This is a genomic window from Kibdelosporangium philippinense (assembly GCF_021390435.2).
In the GTDB taxonomy this organism is placed as follows: Bacteria; Actinomycetota; Actinomycetes; order Mycobacteriales; family Pseudonocardiaceae; genus Kibdelosporangium; species Kibdelosporangium philippinense.
Genome location: NZ_JAJVCN010000004.1, coordinates 534,238 through 556,397, shown reverse-complemented (window position 1 = coordinate 556,397; position 22,160 = coordinate 534,238). Strand labels below are relative to the sequence as shown.

Below are 22,160 nucleotides of genomic sequence, written 5' to 3'. Positions count from 1 at the left end.
CTTGGCCGTCCGAGGTCCGCGGGCGCAGCGGACACAACCTCAGGCTCATGACCGATGCGCCACTCGGCGAAGGTGGCGAAGGGGTCGTGTTCCGGACCGATAACGACCAGCTCGCGGTGAAGATCTTCAAGCATACGTCGGAGACCTCCACCGAGGACGTGGCGGGCAAACTCGACAGGCTCAGGTGGCTACCCCTCGACGACGTGCCGATCTGCCGTCCACTGGAACCGCTGGCCACGCCCCATTTCGGTTACGTGATGGAGCTTCTCCACGACATGGTCGCCTGGAGAAGCATCAGCAACGCTCCCAAAGAGAACATCGAGCAGTGGTACGCCGAACACGGTGGCTTATCTCGCAGGCTGGTGCTGCTGGCGCGGTGCGCCGAGGTCCTCCGCACCCTTCACGAACGCGGCATCGTCTACGGTGACGTGTCCCCCGGCAACATCCTCGTCTCCAGCACCGCCGCCTTCACCGAGGTGTGGCTGATCGACGCGGACAACTTGCAGACCGAAAGCACCACCGCCGCAACACCGTTGGCCACGCAGGACTACACGGCACCAGAACTGCTGCGGAGGCTCAGTGGGAACACCGCCTCTTCGGACATGCACTCGTTCGCTGTCATCGCCTACGAGACGCTCACCACCAACCACCCCCTGTACGGCGATCACGTGATGGAAGGGCCGGTCGAGTACGAAGTCGACGCTCAATACGGCCGCATTCCGTGGATCGACCACAGCTCGGACGCCCTCAACAGGACCACGTCGGGCTTTCCGGCAGTGGAAGTCACCACAGCGCGATTGCGCGACCTGTTCGCCCGGACCTTCGAAGCCGGGATGACGGATCCGCACGCCCGTCCTTCGGCAGGCGAGTGGGCGGACGCGCTCTGGACGGCCGCCGCACGCACCGTGCGGTGTGTTGCCTGCCCTCACACATACTTCGCTGTGTCAGCGTACTGCCCGTGGTGTGAGATGAAGCGTCCCGCTGCTCTGGTCGTGACCGTTGAGGAGCGCTTTCCCAGGCTCGGCGAGTTCGCCTCCGTCGTACTCCCCAGGAACGAACTGACCCACGTGCTTCAGAAAGACGTCGAGCTCGTGATCAGAGCGCGCACGACCCACCTGGCACCCGGTGACCCCAATCGCCCCGTGCTCTCCCTCAAATGGGACGGCGGCGAGAACATCCGCGTCCAGAACCTCGACACGCGGGCCATCAGGCGCGTGCCGCCCAGAGGGGGCAACGGAATGCAGTTCTTCCCCGGCACGAAGGCGAAGGACAACGCAGCCGCGCCGTGGAGCATTCATTTCGGCACCGAGCACCGTCCACACCGGATTGTGCGCGTCAGCCCTGCCTCGAACGGGAGCGGTCGTGCTCGCTGAACAACTCACCACGGGAGACTCCTGGCTGGCCGAGGTAAACGATCCCGGCTCCCGTCCCCTGCCAGCACTCTTCACGAACATCATGAACAAACGGACCGTGCCCAGCAGAGAGGTGGCCGTGTCGGTCGTCAGCGGCGGGCTGGTGATGACGCTGCCGGACCGGACATCGCTACCGGTCAGAGCCGATCGCGCGGTGGTGGATTTCTTCCAGGCACCGGGAAAGACCGTCGTCACCTGGGTCACCCACGTGACTCGAGCACGGGAGATCGGCCTCCAATGTCACCAGTTCGCTGAGGCCCAGGTGCCCGGCAAGCTGGTGGTTTCGGTCGAGGACGCGGTCGCCGAACAGGTCAGAACCGCGTGCCGATCGACCACGACGGACTTCCGGACCGTACGGGAGTGGCTCTGCGAGGAGTTCACCCTTCCTCCCCAGGAGGAGGGAGGTTTGCCGCGTCTGGTGCACACCAGCGGTCCCGGCGAGACGGGCTTCGCCTCCGGCTTCCGAATGCACGGCCGGCGGTGGGTGGCGGACGTCGCCGTCCGCGACGACCAGATGCGCATCGTGCGCATGACAGATGCCGCGAACAGGTCCGATGTCCGCTGGCCGCGGATGAGCGCCGTCAACGTCGAGTTCGTCGACCGCACGTCGACCGCGGTCACGTCGGAGATGATCCGGGCAGCGCTCGCCGGACTCGACGCCGGTGGCCAGTCGTATCTGGAGCTGTGGAACGACTACAACGAGATCGAGCGCGAATCACTACTCGACGACGCTCGATCGCTCGGGTGGGTGAGGTACCGGGGTTGCACTGTCCACACCGCAGGGCGGTGGCGCTTCGACCTCGCTGAAGGCAGCCAGAGCGAGACATTCCTCGCCCAGCTCTCCCAGGCCTCGTCCACAATCGAGCTGGAGTGCTCGGACTTGCTCCCCGGCGAGTTCAAGGGCGGCAAGGGCGGACGGCTGCGCTCGGTGCACGGCTCGCTGGCGGGAGTCGGTCTGTCGGATCGGACGGTGTTCCTGGCGATCGACGAGGATCGGGTTCCCGAGCCGAGCGGATACCTGTACAAGTCTCTGACCGGGGACCGGACTCGGCTGGTCAGGCGCGATGACGCGCGCGAGCGCATCGAGAACAACCAAGCAGAGATGCCGGAGCTCCGCCTGCTCTTGGAGGGCGCGTCGATCCCCCGTTCCCTGCGGGAATTCAAGAACACGAAGCAAGTCCTCACCTCTGCCGTGAGAGCGGTGTTCGGGGACAACGAGCCGACTCGCACTCAGCTCGACGCGTTGCGGATGGCGGTGGCTACACCGGACATCCTTCTGGTGCAAGGACCTCCGGGAACAGGCAAGACCCAGTTCATCACCGCGCTCCTCGCTTGCCTCGACCGGCTCGGCGACAGAACGATCCCGATGCACCGGACGCTCATCAGCAGCTTCCAGCACTCCGCTGTGGACAACGTGACCGGCCGAGCGCGACACCACGGGTTGCCGCCCACCAGGGTCAGTCCTTCGCGCGACGTCAACCTCACGAACGTCCGCGAGTGGCGCGACGAGGTGCTCACCGAGTTAGACGCCTACCTAACCGAGCACAAGCCGGAGGTCATCGGCCGGGACAAAGCGGTCCAGGTGCGCCGGATGGTGTCCGCCTACCACACCCAGCCAGCCAACGACGCGGATCTGGCCGACCTGCTGCGGGAGGTTCGAGAGGCCGCTGAGGACGTCCTGCCACCGGTTCTGCTGAGCAAGTTGAACAGGATGCGCGCCGAGGTGGTCGCCCGATCGCAGTTCAGCTCGGCACTGCCCGCCGCGGACCGTCGCGAAGCGGCCGGGGTCATCCGGTCACTGCGCACCACCAAGACGGCGTTCGACGACGACGGCCCTCAGCGAGCCGCCTTCGCGTTGCAGGCCCTCGACCGGTTCGGTCTGCTGGACGCGACCGGGAGGGACATTCTCTCCGCCGCGTCCGCCGCCACCGGCTCGGAACCAGAGGTGCTCGCGAAACTGGAAGCCCTGCAGGGCCGGCTCTTGGACAGCCTGCGATCAGGACTGTTCATCGGGCGCGCACCGACTTACGACCCCGACGTCGACTCGCTTCTGCAGGACGTCGCGGACGCCGTCGACGAGGCGCACGCCGAGTCAGGCGACGGGGTCGACGAGGTCCTCCGCACCTATCGAGAGGTTCTTCAGCAGGACCTCGGTCTGGTGGAGGAGACGCTGACCCGGTACAACGCCGTACTGGCGGCGACCGTGCAGCAGGCGAAGTCGGACGAGATGAGCCGAATCCTCGACGCGCCACTCCCGGTGTTCGACACGGTGATCGTGGACGAAGCCGCGCGAGCCAACCCGTTGGACCTGATGATTCCGCTCTCCTGCGCGCGCAAGCGGATCATCTTGGTCGGTGACCACAAGCAGCTGCCGCACTCCCTCGAGCAGAAGATCGAGCGCGAACTCCGGCAAAACCGAGGAGCCGGAAGCGCCTCCTTGACGAAGAGCTTGTTCGAGAGGTGGTTCGACACCTTCTCAGCCGAACGCCCGGCTGTCCGCACCATCCGGCTCGACATGCAGTTCCGCATGCACGAGTCGCTCGGCCGCTTCGTCAGCCGAACCTTCTACGGGGGACCGGAAGCGATCTCTTCCCACCCGTCGACAGCAGAACTGACACATCGTTTTGTCGACTACGCGGGTAAAACCGCCGCCTGGATCGACGTTCCCGGCAGCAGCGGCAACGAGGAGCGGGTGGGAACCAGCTACGCCCGCCCGGTAGAAGCAGCCCGGCTCACTGCCGAGCTGCGCGACCTCGCGGCCGCCGACCACGAGCGGAAGATGACGTTCGGGGTGATCACCTTCTACCGGGAACAGCAGAACGAGATCGAGGAACAGCTGATCACCGCGGGTCTCGGCTGGAAGGACGACCAGGACCAGTTCAGGCCCGTCACCGGGATGGCCTTCACCTCGGGCAGCCGGCCAAAGCCGAGGCTCAGCGTCGGCACGGTGGACGCCTTCCAGGGAATGGAGTTCGACGTGGTGTTGCTGTCCGTCACGCGCAGCAGCAAGCCCGCCAAAGATCCCGGTGACCGGGTGGAAGCCATCCGCCGCTACGGCCACCTGCTGAGCGACAGCCGCATGTGCGTCGCGATGAGCAGGCAACGCAGGCTGCTCATCGCGGTGGGCGACGCGGCCATGGCTCGCCGCGGGTCGATGCCGGACGTGCCCGGCGATCCTGACCGCTCGATCGCCGAGGGCATCGTCGGCTTCCTCGAATTCTGTCAGGGGGTGCACGGTGGCGGTGTTCGGTCCTGATTCCCCTGTTCTGCTCCCGAAGCACGTCGATTACGCCGGACCGCAGCGGTGGGTGCTCTGGCCGACGATGCGCTATCGCGTTGTCTCACCGATGATGCGCGACCCGGAGCTGAACGTGTTCCAGTCGGCCGTGCTGGGGTTGTCCCGCTCGGGCCTGCGCAGCTCCCTCGAGATCGCGGGGTTGTTGAAGCTGCAGCCGGACCTGGTCGACTTGGTCGTGTCGGACCTCAAGGCGTACCAGTACCTCGACCGTCACGGTGGGGTGACCCTGGCCGGGCGGGCAGCCCTGCGGGACGGCTTCGTCGATCCGACTTCCAACGTGGTCACCTACGTGTTCCAAGACCTGTTCACGGGCAGTCTGCTGCCCATTGCCACGTCGACACCGACGTGGGTGAGATCGAGCTGGCAGAGCGCCAGGACCGTACGCCTCAACCTGCGCACCACCGGGTCCCCGTTGACGAAGAACGCCTTCTGCGTGGATCTGGCGGGCGCCGGTGACGTCGCCCCGCCTGAAGCCGAACAGATCCTGGATGCCGTCGCCAGGAGCTCGAGTTCAGGGCGGGACAGGGGACGTCGCCGGAGAGCCGGGGTGATTCCCGACCGCGTCGTGTCGCGGGTGTCGCTGGTCGGCAGTGGTGATGCCACCTACGTGCCGTTGGTTCTGCGCCTCGAGAGACGCCGCGACGACACCGTCGACACCGTCAGCTGGTCGGCCTGCAACACCATGACGGGACAACCGAGCAACTACCTACGACGGTTGATCGCGACCAGGATGCAGCACTCCGAGCCGCTGCGCCTGCGCATCGAGAGCTTCGTGGGCAGGCGCAGCGACGCGCTGTTGCAGGACTACGATCGAATGGACGTGGACCTGCGCAGGCAGTTCGCCGAGACGCTCGAGGCGCGGTTCACGGTCCGCATCCGGGAGTACCCCGTGCTGGTCGAGCTGCTCAGTCTCATGGAACGCGACTTACAGCGCACGAAACTTCCCGGCGACCACCAAGCGGAGATCAACTCGGTGGTGCACAGAGCCTGGCAAGCGCACGAGACCATCCTGCGGGACATCGTGGTGCGGCACCCCGCGCCGGCGTCGTGCCTCGACGGCCAGCGCGAGCCGCTCACCGCCTTCCTAGGGAACTGCTGCCGGCAGCTGAGGATGCCGTTCTCCGAGCAGACACCGATCCGCAAGGCCGAGCTCTCCTCCCTCAAGAAGAACCTGGACCGGCTCCAGCACCCCAACACACCCGTGCTGCTGGCCCTGTGCGTCCTGTCCGCCGTCCACGGGGCTGCCGACCACCCGGTCCGGCGCCTGGCTCAGGCGCATCCCCACCTGCTGACCGAGCTGACCACGTTGTCGGGCGACCGCAACGACGTGGCGCACAGTCCGGTCAAGCTCAACCACGAGTACGCGGAGTCCGCCTCGCGGTTGACCCAGGACACCGTCGCGGCGTTCCTGGGCCGGCCTCTCCAAGCCACCACCACCAAGGAACCGAGCGTTGTCCCGTAACAAGAAGAGCGCCTCGCGCAGGCGTGCGAACCCTCCCATCCCGAGGAACCACCACGGCGGGGCACCGTCCAACTCGGCGGCCGACGACGCCGCTGAGGTGCAGATGTTCCTGAACCTCGCGAGCACGCAGGATCCCAAAATCCTCAATGCCGCCAAGGCGGAAGAACTGCCTCCACCGGTGTGGTCGGAAGACGACCCGGAGGGTTCTTTGCAGAGGGCGTTCGACGTCATGGATCAAAGGCGCAAGTTCTACGAGGTCGCCGCGACCGCTGCCGACGAACGCACCCGTTCCGCGAAGCAACTCCAGGAGCGTCTCGCGGAACGTGAACTGTCCATCGACGCGGATAGAGAGGATGCGGCGCAGGCCAGCTCCGACGCGGAAGAGCTGCGCACTCAAGCCGCCGAGAAGATCGCAGAACTGCGCGAACGCGAGGAACGCGTCCGCGTCCTCGAAGAGGATGCTGAAACAGGTTTCCGTTCCGCCGCTCAGGCCGCGCGGCTGAAACTGGACAAGGAGTTAGCCGAACGGCGTGCGAAGTTCGACCAGGAGCTCGATCTGGAGCGCTCCAAGTCCGTGGAGCGCCTGGAGGAGCACGAAGACCTGATTACCGAGCAGCTCAACAGCATGCGGGCGGAGGTAGAGCGTGCTCGCGCCCGGCTAGCTGACGAACAGACCGCGTTGGAGAAACAGCGCGAGGAGATCACGCTCGACCGGCGCACCGTCCTCGGGCGTGAGATCGCTGTCAGCAGGCGCGAATCAGCACAGGAAGCCGAAGTCGAGGCGCTTGCGGCCGTGGCAGTCTCCGACGCGCAACGCGAGACGCACCTGACCGCCATCCGCGCGGAGGCGGCAGAACAGCTCAACGCGGACCTTGGCCGGCGGCTGACCGAGCTGGAAAAGGCGCTGCTCAAACTCGGAACCACCGATCCCGTTCGCCTGCTGGACGAGCTGGAGAGCCTGCGCACGGCCAACTCCGAGCTGCGAAACCAGATCGCCGCGCGGCTAAACGACGACGACCTGGCACGCCTGCGTTCAGTGGAGGAACGCAACCGCGAGCTGAGCAACGAGCGCGAACGCCTGTCTCTCGCGCTGCAGCAGCTCAAGGGGAACGTGCTGGCAAACAGCATCAACAACCTCAAGGTTCGGCAGCTGGAGGACGCCGAGCACCACTACGAGGTGATGTCCCGCGGTTACGAGTCCCGCATCGCCGAGCTGCAGCGCACCATCGAGACTATCTACAAGGACCGCCCCGACCCGCGTTCTCCCCTGTTCCCTCAGTGCGTGAGCATGGACGACAACGCGATGTTGAACGATCCGGGTGTCCTGCTTGACGACGGGATCGACCTGTCCTCGTTCGCTCGTTCCCTCCAGTCCACCATGTTCCGCGAGAGCGAACGCGCCTACCGCGTCAACGACATCGCCGTGTTCCTCGGCGGCCTCGCGATGGCACGCCTGCACCTGCTGGAAGGCATGAGCGGCATCGGCAAGACGTCGCTTCCCAAAGCGTTCGCCACGGCACTGCACACCGACTGCGCGGTCGTCGAAGTCCAGGCGGGGTGGCGGGATCGCACCGACCTGTTCGGCCATCACAACACGTTCGAGCACAGGTTCGAGGAGAGCGACTTCCTCCAGGCGTTGTACCGGGCAGGAACGCCTCGCTATCGCGACAGGCCCTTCTTCATCGTTCTGGACGAGATGAACCTGTCCCGTCCTGAGCAGTACTTCTCGGTGTTGCTGTCGAAGCTCGAAAACGAAGACGGCAAGGCCATTCAGCTCGTGAGCTCGAGCGCCGGTCGCCCACCCGCGCAGTTCGAAAACGGCATCGGGCTGCGCCTGCCAGGCAACGTGTGGTTCATCGGCACCGCGAACCAGGACGAGTCCACTCTCGAATTCGCTGACAAGACCTACAACCGCGCTCACCTGATGGAGCTCCCGTCCCATCGCCCGAAGGTCCCGAACCAGAACAGCGGCAGCGTTCAGCCGTATTCCTCTGACGCGTTGTACAAGGCCTTCACGAAGGCCCGGGACGTGCACCAAGACGCGGTCAAGAAGGTACGTCAGCTGATCCACGACCTGTCTGGCGATCTCTGGGAGCAGGGACGCGTCCAGATGAGCCCTCGTGTCGAGGAGCAGCTGCGGAAGTTCGTCCCCGTGGTAGTCGCGGCGCGGCAAGGTCAGCACCCCTCGGAGCACCACGACTACAACGATGCGGACCAGGACGGACTCGCCCTGGCAGCCGACCACTTCCTCGCCTACAAAGTGCTCCGAGCGATCAGGGGGAGGTACGACGTGACGCCGGAACGCATTGAGGCGCTCCAGGATTCAGTGCTGCTGCACTGGGAAGCAAACGGCATGGCTGGTCTGCCCACTCGGAGCACACGCGTGTTCGACGAAGAACGCCGGCGACGGGAAGGCTGACGTGTTGGAGGCGTACGACCGCTTCAGGGGCGAGGTCAATCCGGTCGACGAGCACCCGTTGCTCGGCAGGTACGTGGGGCGAGCCGAGGACGGTCCCCCTGTTCCCTGTGATGACAACGGGCGCCCGGACCCTCTCGTCATGACGGTTGTCGTCACCGTCGTAAACGAGCTGAGGCAACACGACTCGTCGGGGAAGTGGCTGGGCGCCAACCTGTTTGTTCCCGATACCTCCGCGAGAGCATCGTTGACCGAGCTGGACTTGGCGGCGCTGGAAGGGATCGACATGTTGGCCGACGTATGCCGTCGGCCAGAAGCCCGGTTGGACCACAAGACGCACCTGGTGCGCACGGGTCTGGCGCGCCGTGTGCCGCCCGCCGGCCTCGCCCGGCTAGCAAGCCACTCGGAGGACTGGGGTGGCATCGAGCACGGTGAACTAAAGCCGTTGCGAGTGCTGTCCACTCGATACGTGGACGACTTCGACTTCTACGAGAACCGCGTGGCAGCGCAACTGGTCGATCGGCTGGACGAGCACCTGCGAAAGCGGCTGCGGGAACTGGCGCTCCTGGCTGCAGGCATAGCCGATCTTGAGGAATACGACCGTGCACTCGGCAATAGGCAGTCTTGGCGCAAGCACGAGCGCACGGCGCGACTCATCGCGACGGCCGTGGAGGACCGCACAGCGTCCACCGCCGCCATCCGCGAAAGTGCGGACACGTTCACCAAGCTGCGGACCCGCCTTCGCATCCTCTTCGGGTCCACGGTCATGCGGCAGGCGAACCGCCGGATCCGCCTGCCGCTACGTCTCGTCCGCACGAACCTGTTCGTCAACGAGCGGCGATACCGCAAGGTCGGCGAACTATGGGAGACGTGGGCGGTACACGAAACGGCAACAGCAGATCGTCGCCGCGAAGATGATGCGGGCTTCTTCAGCGCCTACAACACCTACGTCGCGCTCTTGACCATTCGGGCGTTGATCATCCTGGGCTACGCGCTGGACGGGGACACGCCGTTGCCTGGAGTCGACGTACCAGTCCGTCTGCACCGCAACGGAGAAGTCCTCGTCTGCACGATCGACCGCGCAGGGTGCCTTACGATCTCGGTCGAAGGCAAGGCTCTGACCAGAGTTGTCCCGCTCTGCCACAATCTCACGGCGCCAGTTCCCGACAACACTCGGCGGAAGTGGATCGACCAGATCTGCAGCGTGGAGAACGCGATCATCGTGTACCCCGGCGTTCGTGACGAACGCCGTCAGCTCACACCAGAGGTTTGGTCGGTGCTGCACTCGTCGCAGCGGGGGATCGTGCCGATCAGCCCGGTGGAGATCGAGGGTGAAGAACGCCTCGCTCGCGCACTCCGCTGGCCACTTCAGGCTGCCCGCTATGTCTCGGGATACCCCGTCGTCCTGCTCTCCCAGGTCAAGCTGCCCGACGCGGACTGGTACCGCGTCGGCGCGCGGGGAAAGGTGGAGATCCTGCGTCGGCCGGACGACGCGGAATTTGCCGCGCTCACCACAGCGAACAAGTCAGACCCGCCACGAATGCGCGGAGACAACGAACTGCGCCACTTCATCGACCAACTGGACGAAGCAGACCGACGGCTGGCCGTGCTGAACACTTGTCCGTTGTGTCCCAACGGCCGCGCCGTGATGACGGCGCGCCCCGATGACACCTTCGTCTGCCGATGCGATTCGTGTTCCACGACTTGGGGGCTGAACCCGTGCGGTAACTGCCACGAGCGGTACCCGTTCCTCTGGCCTCGCAACGCGGTGGTCGACACGGAGCACGGCGACCGCCTCGACATGACCGCCGGCGCCGACCTGTTGGCAGAGCCCTGTGCGGCGCCGAGCGATCACCCGGTTCCCCGCTTCCGCTGCTGCTGGTGCGACCACTGCGCCGACGCCCCTAACTGTGGTTGCACACCGCGCCCGGGCCACACGTTCGCCCCGCCCGGACGTTCCGGAGGGGACCCGCCGAAGCAACGACGCTGAACTATCCGCCACGGATCCGATGAACTCCGCCGCGAAACCGGCCGCTCCTAGGCCATGCAAAGGCGCTGATCTCGATCCGGCCACCGGAACACACACAGAGCCAAGGGCCCTGCGCTTGCCGAAAGTCTCATGCGCGCTGGTCAAATGCAGTACACGGTGAATCAGCACCGCCCACTTACGGTCCTACGGCAGGATGACCGGCGGTGCTGCTTGCGACTCGCCTACCTCGGCCTTTCCAACACCTTCGCCCTAGTGCGACTGCTCCCGATGAGCACCCAGGACAAAGACACCGAGTTCCTCGGGTTGCGCCATCAAATCGGGGTACTGCAAACGGCAACTCGGCGATACCAGGATGCGCTTCGAGCCGCTGACCGGGCATTGCTCGCCGCGCTGCGCACCGCCTACCCACGCCCGATCCTGCACAGGCTCCGGCTGCTGGTGCACCCAGACACGATCCCTGCGCTGGCACCGCAATCTGCTCCACCGACGCCCACGCGAAGATGTCGCGACCGACACGCCCGGGTCGACCACGCGCCATCCGATCCAACCGAGTCTTAGTCCTCCGCCTGGCCAAGGAGTCGTTGGCTCACGAACTCGACGTGGTCGCATCGCGACAACGGACTGACTCCGCCAGTTGGCGTATTGCATCCCTCTGTCGAACGGGCGTTCGATAGAGGGATGCAATACGCAGGCCAGAATGCGAGTTGCCCCTTAGCGGGCGAGCCTGGCACGCGTAGGGAAGGATCACGCCGTGCGAACCGCTCCCTGTCCCTTCCCCGCAGCATCGAGCCGGCGACGATGAGCTCACCGCTGGCGAACACGATCCACGTGGAGCCGGGCACCGCACTTGACCTGCGCGAGGCGCACTCGGTGAAGGTGCGGATCTTCGGCACCACGGCGACGGTTGTCCACCGGCGCAACGACATCGAGCACGAGCGACGGCGGCGCGCCGGTCTGGCCGATCTCAGGTCGATGGAGCTGCTCGATGTCCTGATGGATCTCCCGACAGACGTCGCGGTATCTCTCTCGTCCCTGAGCTCTGCGGTCCTTCGGGTGCTGCGCCGGGCTCCGGTCGGCGTCGTGCAGATCGACAACGCCTCTGTGACGCGGCTCGTCTCACCGGCCGTCACACCGGCGCTCGCGGTCGTGTACGCGTCGCGGTGGCGCGATGGCTTGGAGCGTGCGTCCGAGTTCGCTTCCTACGTCCCTCGTATGTTCGTCGTGCCGGAAACGCCACCGAACGCGACCGAGGCACTGGCCGAGGCGTCCTTCTACGGTGTCGGAGTCGCCATCGGCCCGCGATCGGCGCCAACTACCGTGCTCGAACCGGAACCGTTGTCCGACTGGCAACCCACGACCGCGTGGTGGTGGTTCTGCGAGCAGGTCTATCGGTATTTTTCGATCAAGGCTAATCGGTCAGCCACAGCGGCAACTGGGCCCACACCTTGAGCGGCGTCTGAGGCTTGATCGGCTTCGGCCGCTTGAGTTGCTTGGCGAACATCACGTGATTTTCCAGGGCGGCCGTGCAGATGTTCTTCCAGTACTGCGCACGCAGCCGCATTGTCGGCGCGTCCAACATGTCAGTGGCATAACCTGACCAGGTCGCCACCGCGTGCGCCACCGCTTCGTTCTCGTCAGCTTGGCGCTGAAAGCGGGACAATCGTTTCGAGCCGCAGACTGCACACGGGCACCGCGGGATCAAGTTCTGCCGGGCACCGAACAACTTTCCCAACTTGCTGCCCTTCCACCAGCACATCAGCTCCGGAACGAGCACGCTGGGAGACGGGTCGCGCACGATGAACAACGCGGGCTGTGGTGGCTCCACAGCGTGGCGAACCGCTCCACTAATGCCGATCGCTCCGGCGAACGCTCCGTGCGCCACCAAGTCGAACGCGTTGAAGTCCGTCCGCATCGGGAAGAGATCGATCGTTGCGGCCAGCAGTCGCAGATTCTGGATGATCCGGCTCGCCGCGTGGGTCAACGGATCCAGCTGCCCGCCCAGCACCAGACCAACAGGGCGTCCGACGTCGACGAGGATCGCCGTCACCTGGCGGATGTACCGGCGGTCCAGCAACGAGACGTCAAGCGGCACGGCGAAGATGACGTCGTTGCGCCCCAAGGCCTTCACCTGCCGGGCGGCCGCCTTCAACGAGTCGGTGTCACCGGCTCTGATGAACTTGGTTGGTGTGATCGCCGCCGTTACACCAGCCACCAGCTGCTGATTGAGCATCTCGTCCAACGTCATCGGCAGCATCTGGTCTTCTGGGATCCAGAATGGCGCGTCAGGCGTGGCGACGTGCTTTTCATAGGCCGCGGGATCGACGAGCACCACGCCGTCGTAGCCCGAATCCTCCAGCAGTCGCATGCGGCCGTTGGTGTTCGCACCGGCGAGGACGAACCCGCTGCGTTCCGTGCTGATGTGCGGCTGGAGGTTCGGCACCTGTTTCGGGCGGGTGTAGACCATCATGCGGTTGAGCAGGACGCCTACGCTGCCATCCGGACGTCGTGGTGAGGCACGGTCGGCGAGCTGTGCGACCACGCTTCGGGCGTCACCGCCCGGAGAAGCGCTGACACCTTCCAGATCAGTCATTGAGAACCCCCAACAGCTCGTCGCCGAGCATGTCACGCAGCTTCGAGGTCGTGGTGCCAGCGATCGCTGCCGCGCGGTCTACACCGCCAGCCGCGTCGACCGCCGCCTTCACCAGGGCTGGCACAGCGGTGGCGGATTCGGACGCGAGCGGCTCGGGCTCAGCCTTCTTCCATCCGAGCGCTGACATCTGCGTGTTCAGCGAGCGGTACCTGGAATCCGTGATCACGCCAAGGTCGAGAGCTCGCCGCAGCAGGGCGGCCGCGGAGATCTGCCACCGCGCCTTGAGCTGCAGCAGCCGCGCGGGCGTGATCGGAGCGGCCAGCAGCTCGGGACGCACCTGGGACGCCGGAGCGAGCAGCTCGCTCGCGAAAGCCTGTGCCATCTCCTCTGCGTCCATGTCGAGCGCGGGCGAGCAGGCGATGTGCCCGAGTTCGTGTGCCTGGGTGAACCGCTGGCGGTCAGTCGGTGCGTCGGTATTGATCACGAGCACCGGGGCCTCACCTGGCGGATGAAGGCTGGTCGCGTCCACCTCTCGCCCTCCCAGCGACATCGGCACGACCAGCGCGCCGACTCGTTCCGCGACCTCGGTCACGGAGTCGATCGGCCCGTCCGGGAGTTCGAGCTCACGACGCAGCGCCCGCGCGGCGTCCTCAGGACCGTCGAGTCCGCCGACCGGCATCGGTGCGAGCGTGAATTCCCTCAAAGTCACCGTTGAGCTGGCTGCAAGCCGCCGCAGGAACAGCCGCAGCAGGTTGACCTGAGCGTGCAACCTGCGCAGTGTCGACGCTTTTGTGGACGCGCGGTTGCGGTGATATAGGCATCCCTCGCCCAGCGACCACAACTTCGCTTCGCCAGCCAAGAAGTCCGGCGTGACGTCCAACGCCGCGCTGAACAGGTCGAGGCGGTCGCCAGAGACCGACAGCAAGCCCTTTTCCACCCGGGAGACGTAGCCCTGACTGATCTCGGGATTCACCCCCGACAGCCTCGTCAGCTCCTCGGCCAACCGTTTCTGCGTCCACCCGAGCGCTTCGCGCGCAGCGACCAAGAGATCGGGGTTGCCGTCCCCGGTGACCAGATGCGCATCCACGACAGCAAAGATACGCAAAATTATTCCGCCAGTCCACACCGCAGCGCGCCGACGCGTCACGGCTGCTGCCGAGTACACGGACTTGGTCACGCTGATCACAGGCGCCGGGAATTACGTGAGCGCCGACAGCTCTCACCAGCACACCCTCAGAAGGCACACCCAGTCTGCAACGCGACGCCGAACAAGGGACACCCTCATGCGCCACAACCCTCACCGCGGCCGGGTCTACCGCCGTTGCGCCTGCCGAGGGCACAGACGGCAAACAACTCGGCACCCGCTGTCCACAACTGGTCACCAGCACCAAACACGACACCTGGGTATTCGCCGTCGACGTGCCCTCTCCCAACAGTAAACGCACCACCATGCGCCGCAGCGGATATCCGAGCGAAACCGACGCCCGCAACGCACTAAGCACCGTCCTAGCCCGCGAACGCGCAGGCCTTACTATCGACGACCAGCAAACCGTAGCTGAGTACCTCATCACTTACTCAACGCGTCCACAAAGGACATTTGACCTGCGTATTCCGAGAATAGTCTGCGAGTAATCAGTCCATTGAGGACGGCTCAGCGCGGTTGACGGCAGGCCAAGTGAGTTCGCCGCTCCAGTTTCGCTCCTACTCCAGGTGAACCCAACCAGCAGCCGCGCGCCTTTCCACCGTTGCTGTGTTTGAACCAAAGCACGTCTCGCCAACGGCCGCCGACACCCCCATGCACGCCTGTCGCACGGAAAGTCATCGGAGTTCATTGCGGCGACTGAGAACCTGGATAGACAAGTCAGCACTTGCTCCTCGGCCGACCGTCTGGCCGGACACCATCGATGCCCCGGACTCGAGTCGGTCATCAACGCGCACTTGCTGACCGACTCGAGTGCGCGTCACTGCAATTTGCTTTGCAATAGCACGAATGGATCCATTGCAAGGTGCTCGCCAACTGAGCTGTTGTCCGCTGCGGGGTAAGCACTTTAGATGCCCCGGCCGTCGTCGTCCTCGACCGCAAGAGCAGTACGAGGGCGCCAACGTGTGCTCCCGCCACGGTCACCGACCTGGTCCTCTTAGGACCTTGTCGAGGATTTTGTTGACATAGTTCCAAGGTATCCGCTCCTGCTCGAGGCGGAGTTGACCGGCTTCATGGGTAAGTGCAGCAAGGGCTTCGCGCTCTGCGATGGTGAGGGTTGAGTCGGGCGGATCGATGCGCCCTGTGGGGTCTATGACGGCAAGGTCGATGTGCTGACTGAGGGTGTCGCGGTCCATCAGGACAGAAGTGAGGCCTGGAAGACGGGTTCTCGCCCGGGAAAGCAGTGTAAAGCCAGCTCGGTCAAGATCGCCCCAGTACCAGGCCTGGGCGCATGCGATCCACGGTATGGCGACAAGTGCGTCCAGGAAGTTTCCGAGCGAGTGGATGACGACCACACCCGGCCAGTCAGGAACCGGAAGGGCCGACTGTTTGTTCTCGATGACGAGAATCTGTCGTGGGCGCAGCCTAAGGCCGGCAATTTCCGCCAGCGGTGCTCGAATGTGCCGAAGGCCGCTGAGCGACTGTTGGTCTTCAGGGTCAGTCAGGATGATGTCGATGCTGGTGGGTAGGGGCCGCAGACCAAGGGCGTCAAGATCGCGGACATCGACGTCGTCGCAGTCGTCGGCTTCGCTCAGCTGAGGTAGGCCCAAGAGTGCCAGGACGAGGGATCGATGCCGCGCTAACCATTTGGTGTGCAGCCCGGGGACGGGTACTTGGCGTATGGTCAGCCCTGACTTCGGGTTCTTGATGAACCATTGGGCGATGCGGATGAGCAGGCTGAAGTCGTAGTCGTCGAGAGCGACGATTTGGGCGAGGTAGGGTTTCAGCTGTTCCTGCGGTACGCCGAGCACGGACGTGTCGGAGTAGCGCTGTGTCGCTGTGTACCACCGTTCCTCAAGAGCAGGGATCAGCGTGACCAGAGAATCGACACTGTGTAGATCCACGTGGGTGTAGACCTGTTGGGTACCGATCAGGGTGCGACGAGTTACCGTGCGCATGTGGACTGTGGGGTGGTCGTGCGCCCATTCTTGCCAGGCGCGCAGCCATGTCGCGACGGCGTCCGCGTTGCGGGCAATCGTGTGGGCGGTCGGCGGAGTGAGGGAGAACGACAGCGCGTCGGGCGGTGAGACAAGCCAATCACGCCAGTTGTTGTCGTAGCGGATTCTGATCTGATCGAGGATGTAATCGGGGGTTCGCATCAGCGGGTCACCTCCTCCTCGACCTGGAGGGCTTCTTCGATGGTCATGGCGAAGATCCGCACCCCGTCGTGATTGTTCGGGTCGGTGTTGATGTAGGCGACGGTGTCGACATGGTCCTCGAAGGCCGTCGCTTTCTCACGTGGGGCGCCAACTATGAGTTGGAAGCCGAGCGCACGAAGCGCCGCAAGCGCGCGGCCGGTGTAGTCGCTGTCCGCCTTCACGAAGCCCTCGTCGAGGACGAGCGAAGCGTATGTTGGTGGGGCGTCGCTGCCCTCACCAAGTCGATAGCGCAGTGCGGCTCCGAGGATGAACGCGATCAACTCTTGTCCTTCGCCGCCGCTCATCCCTGAGACCCCTTCGTGGAGGATCTCGGCGCCATCGATCCGAGTCTCGATAGCGCGGAACTCGACGTGCTCACGGGCGTCAAACACTCGTCTGCGCCAGGCCTCGCCAGTGCGAGAGCGGTCTTCGAGGTGGGCAAGGCCCCGCCGGAGCCGGAGGAAATCCTTCTCAATCTGGTCAGCGTCGCGTACGACGTTCTGCAGGAGGGTGTTGCTGGTGTACCGAGCGACGATGTTCTTGAATTCCGTGAGGTCAGTGCTCGGCCTGTCAACCGTCTCGATGCTCAATGAGGAGCCTTCCCGGAACGGGACGTCGTCGAGCACGGAGTTGATGGGGTTCAGGCCGCGCCGGATCTGCCTTCCGTCCTCGTCGATCTGCACCAGCAGGGCATGCAGCTGCCGATTCATGTCCTGATCGACTTTCTCGAGCCATTTCTGTTTGGCCCTGGGCAGGTCGTCGGCGACCAGCTGCTCGTGGATTGCCAGCAGCGCAGGAAGGCTGTCGATCGTCTCGTCGATCTCGCGGGCGGTGCGCTCGTCGATGTTCCGATAAGCCTTGATCGTCGCCAGCACCGACGTCTCATGCGACTGGCGATCCTTCACGTGCTGTTCTATCTGACGGCCGAGGTCGTTTTCTGCGATATGGCGGCTGTGTCTGACCGCCGACCGGCTGGCGTCGGTCGGTGCGACAAATGGTAGGCGGGCGAGGGGGAGGCGTTCTTCTTCGGTCAGCCGTGGCTGGCCATCGATAATCCTGGTCGCGTCGTCCTGGGCGTCGACCAAGCCTCCCCACTCATCGTTGAGTTCTTTCTGCTTGTCCTTGATCTTTTCGGCGGCTGTGGCCGTCGTCGCAGCCTTGATACGCGCGTCGTCCAGTTGTTTTCGCAACTGCCGAGATTCGGGGGTATCGGCGCGGGCAAGCTGATCTTCGAGATCACTTACCCGCTCATGAGCCGGCGTCACGTCAATGCTCGACCACGTGATTTCGGCGTGTAGTGCTTCAAGCCGTTTGATACTGTCTCTGCACGCGTCCCGAGCGGCGCTCGCTGTCTCAGCCTTCTGCTCGGCTGTCGGACGCTCGCGTTGCAGTGAGTCGACCTCACCGGCCAGGTCGGCGCGCAGTTGCTGGTTGTCCCAACCAATCCAGCCATAGGGACTCTTGCGGTCGTTCTTGACGAACCGTCCGCGATCCCCGGTGCGCATTCCAGCGCGAGTAACGGCTCCGCGTACTTCGGCAGGTTGCGGGCCGTACAGGTCTGTGTCGCTTTCAACGCACCAGTAGGAGTAGTGCTCGACGAGCTCCTTCAAAAGCCAGTCGCGATAAGGGGAATCTGCGATGTCGAGCAATGCCGGGACGGTGTTGTCGAGAGGGTACGCCGCTGCTTGAACGCCTGGAACGCGTGCGAGCGTTATGGCTCGGCCCATGTCATTGTTGTTGACGTAGCCACGTACCGCGGTCAGGTCATGCTCGTTGACGGCGAGATGGGTCGCCAGCCCGCGCAGCACGCTGAGTACCGCTCGCTCCCAACTGCGGTGTTCTGGCTTGATCTGGATTAGTTCGCCAATGTATGGAAGCCGTTCGATCGAAACTCGGGCGCCGCATGCAATTCGAACACGGAGTTCATCGGCGTCTGGTGGAATATTACTGCGCCGCCGTTTGAGCTGTTCGATCTCCGTGGTCAGTTTATTGATGCGCCGCCGGAGATTGGCCAGGTCCGCCTGAGTCCCGTGCGCATCCTGATCGAGTTGGCTCAATCTGCTGCGCAGATCATCGAGGATCTGTGTCATGCTCTCCCGCAGTAGGGTCAAATCTCCTTGGGACGTCGGCAAGTTCAGTCGGAATTCGTTGAGACGGGCGATGAGGTTCGCGCGGTACTGCTCGACCTGGCGGAGCTCCGTGTTCGCCACCTGCAGCTGAACTGTCAGCGTTTGAGTCCGATCGCCCCCAGCGGCCTTCAGGGTGTCCAGGATGTCGTTGAACGCGTTCTGGGCCTTCCTGTCCAGGAGTTCCGCTTCCTGGAGTTTCTCGTCGAGTTCGGCGTGCGCGAGCCTGTTGTCGTCGATCTTGGTCGAAGCCCAGTCATAGACTCTTTCCGCGTGCCAGACACACAGCCGAGACGGTTTACCCGGTGCCAGCTCCGCGAGTAGACGCTGCTTGAAGACGTAATCGGTCCCCGCAGTCCGGTATCGCTCCGCCAGACTCGGGAGGCTGTCGAGGGTGTTCAGGCGTTTGCGGGCGTACTCGAACTCGTCGTAGAGCTTGGCTGCCTCTCGGTAGGCTTCCAGTGCGGTGTCCCACCGAGCCATGGCGAGCGGCTCAGTCAGCACGAACTCCTTGAATAGCGCGTTGATGTTGAAGATGCCTTTCGACGCCTGAGCTCTGCGCAACAGGTGCATGGCTAGCCGCTGTGATTCGTCGGTGCGGCCCATGGACATTGCAGTGCGCATCTTGGCGTGGATACGCCCCTGGGAAGAATCGACGACGTCACCGCGCGCAGTGTCGATGAGACGTTCGAGCGAGGTCTTCGACAACGGTGATGCGCCAGCCCGCACGCCGGTCAGACCGTTGAGACAGGCCAGATCGAAGCCGTCATGCACGAAGCCATACATCGTGCCGGCGCCGATCGCCTCGGTTCCGTCCGTATCCGGCGCCACCCACGCAAGACGGAAAACCGTCACCCGCCCGCCGGTCTCGTCAGCCCATGTGATCGCCGTGCCACTGACGAAGCCCTGTCCTCCCGGTGGTCGCAGGTAGGTCGTCGTACCGGAGCGCTTGTTCTCGTCCCGCCTGTGGTCGGTGTGCCCTCGGGCATAGCTGTAGACGGTTCGTTCCCGTTTCCCGCGCTTGTCGTCCCTGGCCGCCTGGTTGAACTCCTGCGGGTTCGGCATGATCACCGATGCCATCGCGTCGAGCAGCGTTGATTTGCCGCGGCCGGACGGACCCAAAATCGCCGTACCGACCCTGCCCACGTGCATCACCTGCAAGCCTGAGTACCCGCCCCAGTTCAGGATCTGGACCTTCTCGATGCGGAACTGACCACGGTCGCCGCCATGTGTCATGCCTGCTCCTCCGGCTCAAGAGGGCCGTTGTCGGCATCCAGTGCCGACGAACCGGCTGCGTCCATCCCGCGCAGATAGGCGGCCTCGAGCTGGGTGAATTCATCCACTCCGATCAACGGGACCACCACCGGGGACACCGTGAACAGGTAGTCGGCGTCCTGATCGACGGACAGCAGCTTCATGTCGCCGAGCACGCCAATCGCCGCGTTCACTCGGCGCTCGAACTTCGCTCGGTCGCCGTCGCCTTCCTCTCGGTACGCGCGGAGAAACTCCTCTACCTGGGAACGGTTAACTACCACAGGGCCGTCGGCGGCATATGCCCACTCCTGCCGAAGGAACACCAAAAGGAACGAGGCGTCCCGCGACAACGGCTTCTCTCGGCGCAAGACCTTCGGCGCGTCCTCATCGAGATTCTGCCGTTTGAACGCGACCTCCAAGTCCCGGTCGATCACCAACTCCAGGAACAGGTCGCCGAGCCGTCCAGTGATCTCCTGCTCGTACGCCAAGAGCGAATCCCACGTGGGCCGGTTTTGCGCCCGCGACACGAACCGCGACTTCAGCAAGACGACCAAGGCGCGCTTGGCTTCTAAGGGAAGCCGTGATGGGTCGCCGTCGCGTTCCCCAAAGGCATCCACATCCTCGTCGACATCTCCCCAGTCAGAGCTCACGGGCCCTCCTCAAGGTCAATGACGCGATCAAAAACCAGATGGGGAAACACAACCCGCAATGCCTGCTCGCGGACGCCAGAGATAATCACCTGGTCATCGACGCGGATATTCACCCGACCATGGGTGATCGCGAGGTCAAGCAGAGTCACGACAGCACCCAACCGCTGGAACTCCGCTGGCGTCGCCTCGTAGACCTCTACCCCGGTGACGAACGGCCGGTCCCGCAGCAAGGTATTGACGGTTCGTGACACCGCACGACGACTCGTACCTGCCGCCAGGCGCAGCGCCGCCCTGTCCGTTTCCGGGAGTGCAGCCGCCTGTGAAGCAACATCAACTGTTATTTGCTGCGGACCGAGGTCTCGCCACAGTTGGGTCTGCGAGATGTCCGTAATCGCGTACGGTCCTATCCGCAAGACATCGGTGTCGAGGGTACGAGCACCAGGATCGCTTGCCACCCAAGCAGCACCAGTATGCAGTGCACGATCAGCCAGGCTCAGCAGTCGACGGTAGCGACCATGCGCCGAACGGGTGAGAAATCGGCGCAACGATGCCGTCCAACGCACGTAGCTTTTCTGCACGCGCAGTTCAGCCGCGAGCAGCGTGGCGAACATTGTTTCCAGTTGCTCGCGCTGCGTTGGCGTCATGTGGTCCCTGGCGAAATCCTGCAACAGAATCTGATCAACGTCGTCACGGATCTCATGTGACCGCCGCGTCGACATCAACATCTGGGAAAAACCAAGATAAGCCGTGCCCTCGGGCGTCTTGACGAGTAGGTCGTTCTCGTGGAGGTACTCCTCAACTAGTTCCGCCTTCGTCGGCCCGTCCCTCATCGCATGCCGCACGACGCTCTGGTGCCGATCCTCGATCAGCGTATGCAGTTGCTGAAAGTCCGCTGGCAGCGAACGAGTCATGGCAAGGATCTCGCGCAGTTGCTGTCGCATTTCTTCCATAGTCGCCAGCCTCGCTCGACCGGTGACGATCTCCTCGCGTCGGCGCTGCAGCTCCTCGATTTGTTTATCGATCCGACGCACGTGCACCTCACGGTCAGGACTCGTCATGTCCGCGAGCAGACGGACCGCATGGGCGATGCTGCCCAACCGCGCCCCGGAAACGCTGCTCTCGCCCTCCACGATCTCCCGCACGATCCGCAGCGCCCGCAAGGCATGCGGCGATAACCGGTAACGCAGGCGCCCCGACTCCGTCTCAGTTTCCAGCCAACGCGACTCAACCCACTTCCGGCAGTGCTCCGCCGGCAAACGATCGCCGTGCCAATCTGGAATTTGATCAAGAGCCTCAGTGACGCGCTCGTGGAACCACTCCGCAGACACCGAGCCATCGACACGCTCAAGATGTTCGGCGAACAGGGGAAGAACCCAGTCACGGCTGTAGGCCTTCAGCAACTTCAGCGTCGCATTGCCCAGCAGCGCGCCCTTTATCTCCTCTGGAGTCACACCAGTCGACGCCACGCCCCTGTCTCCTAGCCTCAGACCACGAGCCAACCCTTATGTGCACCTAGTAGCCACGACACCCAAGCACGTTACATTCGGGCACCGACATTCCTCTGTTCCGAATCGTCCACGCCTTGATCAACTACTGCGAGCCCGCACCGACATGCCGTACGCC

The 22,160-nt window shown here is 64.2% G+C and carries 13 protein-coding genes; 6 read left to right on the top strand and 7 right to left on the bottom strand.

The genetic code is table 11. The features are described 5' to 3' along the window. Positions 1-47: 47 nt before the first annotated feature. From LWC34_RS45420 to LWC34_RS45400, 5 genes are read left to right on the top strand one after another with little or no spacing between them, the layout of a single operon-like run. Entirely contained in the window at positions 48-1,373 is a 1,326-nt protein-coding gene (locus LWC34_RS45420) for a protein kinase domain-containing protein (protein ID WP_233731491.1), read from the top strand. Beyond that, positions 1,363-4,668: a DEAD/DEAH box helicase gene (locus LWC34_RS45415; protein WP_233731490.1), complete on the top strand. Its 3,306-nt coding sequence runs from the start codon at positions 1,363-1,365 to the stop codon at positions 4,666-4,668. The genes LWC34_RS45420 and LWC34_RS45415 overlap by 11 nt, the downstream gene beginning before the upstream one ends. Continuing rightward, the gene (locus LWC34_RS45410; RefSeq protein ID WP_233731489.1) at positions 4,649-6,172 is read left to right on the top strand and encodes a hypothetical protein; all 1,524 of its coding nucleotides are present in this window, start codon (positions 4,649-4,651) and stop codon (positions 6,170-6,172) included. Before LWC34_RS45415 ends, LWC34_RS45410 begins: the two co-directional genes overlap by 20 nt. After that, positions 6,162-8,591, top strand: coding sequence for an AAA family ATPase (locus LWC34_RS45405; protein WP_233731488.1), 2,430 nt, complete (start codon positions 6,162-6,164; stop codon positions 8,589-8,591). Before LWC34_RS45410 ends, LWC34_RS45405 begins: the two co-directional genes overlap by 11 nt. A gap of 1 nt (position 8,592) precedes the next feature. After that, positions 8,593-10,578, top strand: coding sequence for a hypothetical protein (locus tag LWC34_RS45400; protein ID WP_250109473.1), 1,986 nt, complete (start codon positions 8,593-8,595; stop codon positions 10,576-10,578). A 249-nt stretch (positions 10,579-10,827) separates the two neighbouring features. Here the strand turns inward: LWC34_RS45400 and LWC34_RS45395 are convergent, their stop codons facing one another. Next, positions 10,828-11,022 (bottom strand): hypothetical protein, encoded by a 195-nt coding sequence (locus tag LWC34_RS45395; RefSeq protein ID WP_233731486.1) that lies wholly within the window; start codon positions 11,020-11,022, stop codon positions 10,828-10,830. A gap of 354 nt (positions 11,023-11,376) precedes the next feature. On the opposite strand from LWC34_RS45395, the gene LWC34_RS45390 reads away from it, so the two are divergent. Next, positions 11,377-12,027, top strand: coding sequence for a hypothetical protein (locus LWC34_RS45390; RefSeq protein ID WP_233731485.1), 651 nt, complete (start codon positions 11,377-11,379; stop codon positions 12,025-12,027). On the opposite strand, the gene LWC34_RS45385 is transcribed toward LWC34_RS45390, so the two are convergent. The 6 genes from LWC34_RS45385 to LWC34_RS45360 all read right to left on the bottom strand — a co-directional run bounded on the left by LWC34_RS45385 (position 11,987) and on the right by LWC34_RS45360 (position 22,003). Next, the gene (locus LWC34_RS45385) at positions 11,987-13,168 is read right to left on the bottom strand and encodes a hypothetical protein (protein ID WP_233731484.1); all 1,182 of its coding nucleotides are present in this window, start codon (positions 13,166-13,168) and stop codon (positions 11,987-11,989) included. The two genes, LWC34_RS45390 and LWC34_RS45385, sit on opposite strands and share 41 nt — an antisense overlap. Continuing rightward, positions 13,161-14,255, bottom strand: coding sequence for a helix-turn-helix domain-containing protein (locus LWC34_RS45380; protein WP_233731483.1), 1,095 nt, complete (start codon positions 14,253-14,255; stop codon positions 13,161-13,163). The genes LWC34_RS45385 and LWC34_RS45380 overlap by 8 nt, the downstream gene beginning before the upstream one ends. 1,034 nt (positions 14,256-15,289) lie before the next feature. Next, entirely contained in the window at positions 15,290-16,468 is a 1,179-nt protein-coding gene (locus LWC34_RS45375; protein WP_233731482.1) for a Wadjet anti-phage system protein JetD domain-containing protein, read from the bottom strand. Then, complete coding sequence (locus LWC34_RS45370) at positions 16,468-19,869, bottom strand: ATP-binding protein (RefSeq protein WP_233731481.1); 3,402 nt, start codon at positions 19,867-19,869, stop codon at positions 16,468-16,470. The genes LWC34_RS45375 and LWC34_RS45370 overlap by 1 nt, the downstream gene beginning before the upstream one ends. Further along, positions 19,866-20,537: a DUF4194 domain-containing protein gene (locus LWC34_RS45365; RefSeq protein WP_233731480.1), complete on the bottom strand. Its 672-nt coding sequence runs from the start codon at positions 20,535-20,537 to the stop codon at positions 19,866-19,868. The genes LWC34_RS45370 and LWC34_RS45365 overlap by 4 nt, the downstream gene beginning before the upstream one ends. Next, complete coding sequence (locus LWC34_RS45360; protein WP_233731479.1) at positions 20,534-22,003, bottom strand: DUF3375 family protein; 1,470 nt, start codon at positions 22,001-22,003, stop codon at positions 20,534-20,536. Before LWC34_RS45360 ends, LWC34_RS45365 begins: the two co-directional genes overlap by 4 nt. Positions 22,004-22,160: the final 157 nt, after the last annotated feature.

Coding starts and splice junctions, on each gene's coding strand:
- LWC34_RS45385 (WP_233731484.1), bottom strand. CDS start 13,168: ATGACTGATCTGGAAGGTGTCAGCGCTTCTCCGGGCGGTGACGCCCGA.
- LWC34_RS45375 (WP_233731482.1), bottom strand. CDS start 16,468: ATGCGAACCCCCGATTACATCCTCGATCAGATCAGAATCCGCTACGAC.
- LWC34_RS45420 (WP_233731491.1), top strand. CDS start 48: ATGACCGATGCGCCACTCGGCGAAGGTGGCGAAGGGGTCGTGTTCCGG.
- LWC34_RS45370 (WP_233731481.1), bottom strand. CDS start 19,869: ATGACACATGGCGGCGACCGTGGTCAGTTCCGCATCGAGAAGGTCCAG.
- LWC34_RS45390 (WP_233731485.1), top strand. CDS start 11,377: ATGAGCTCACCGCTGGCGAACACGATCCACGTGGAGCCGGGCACCGCA.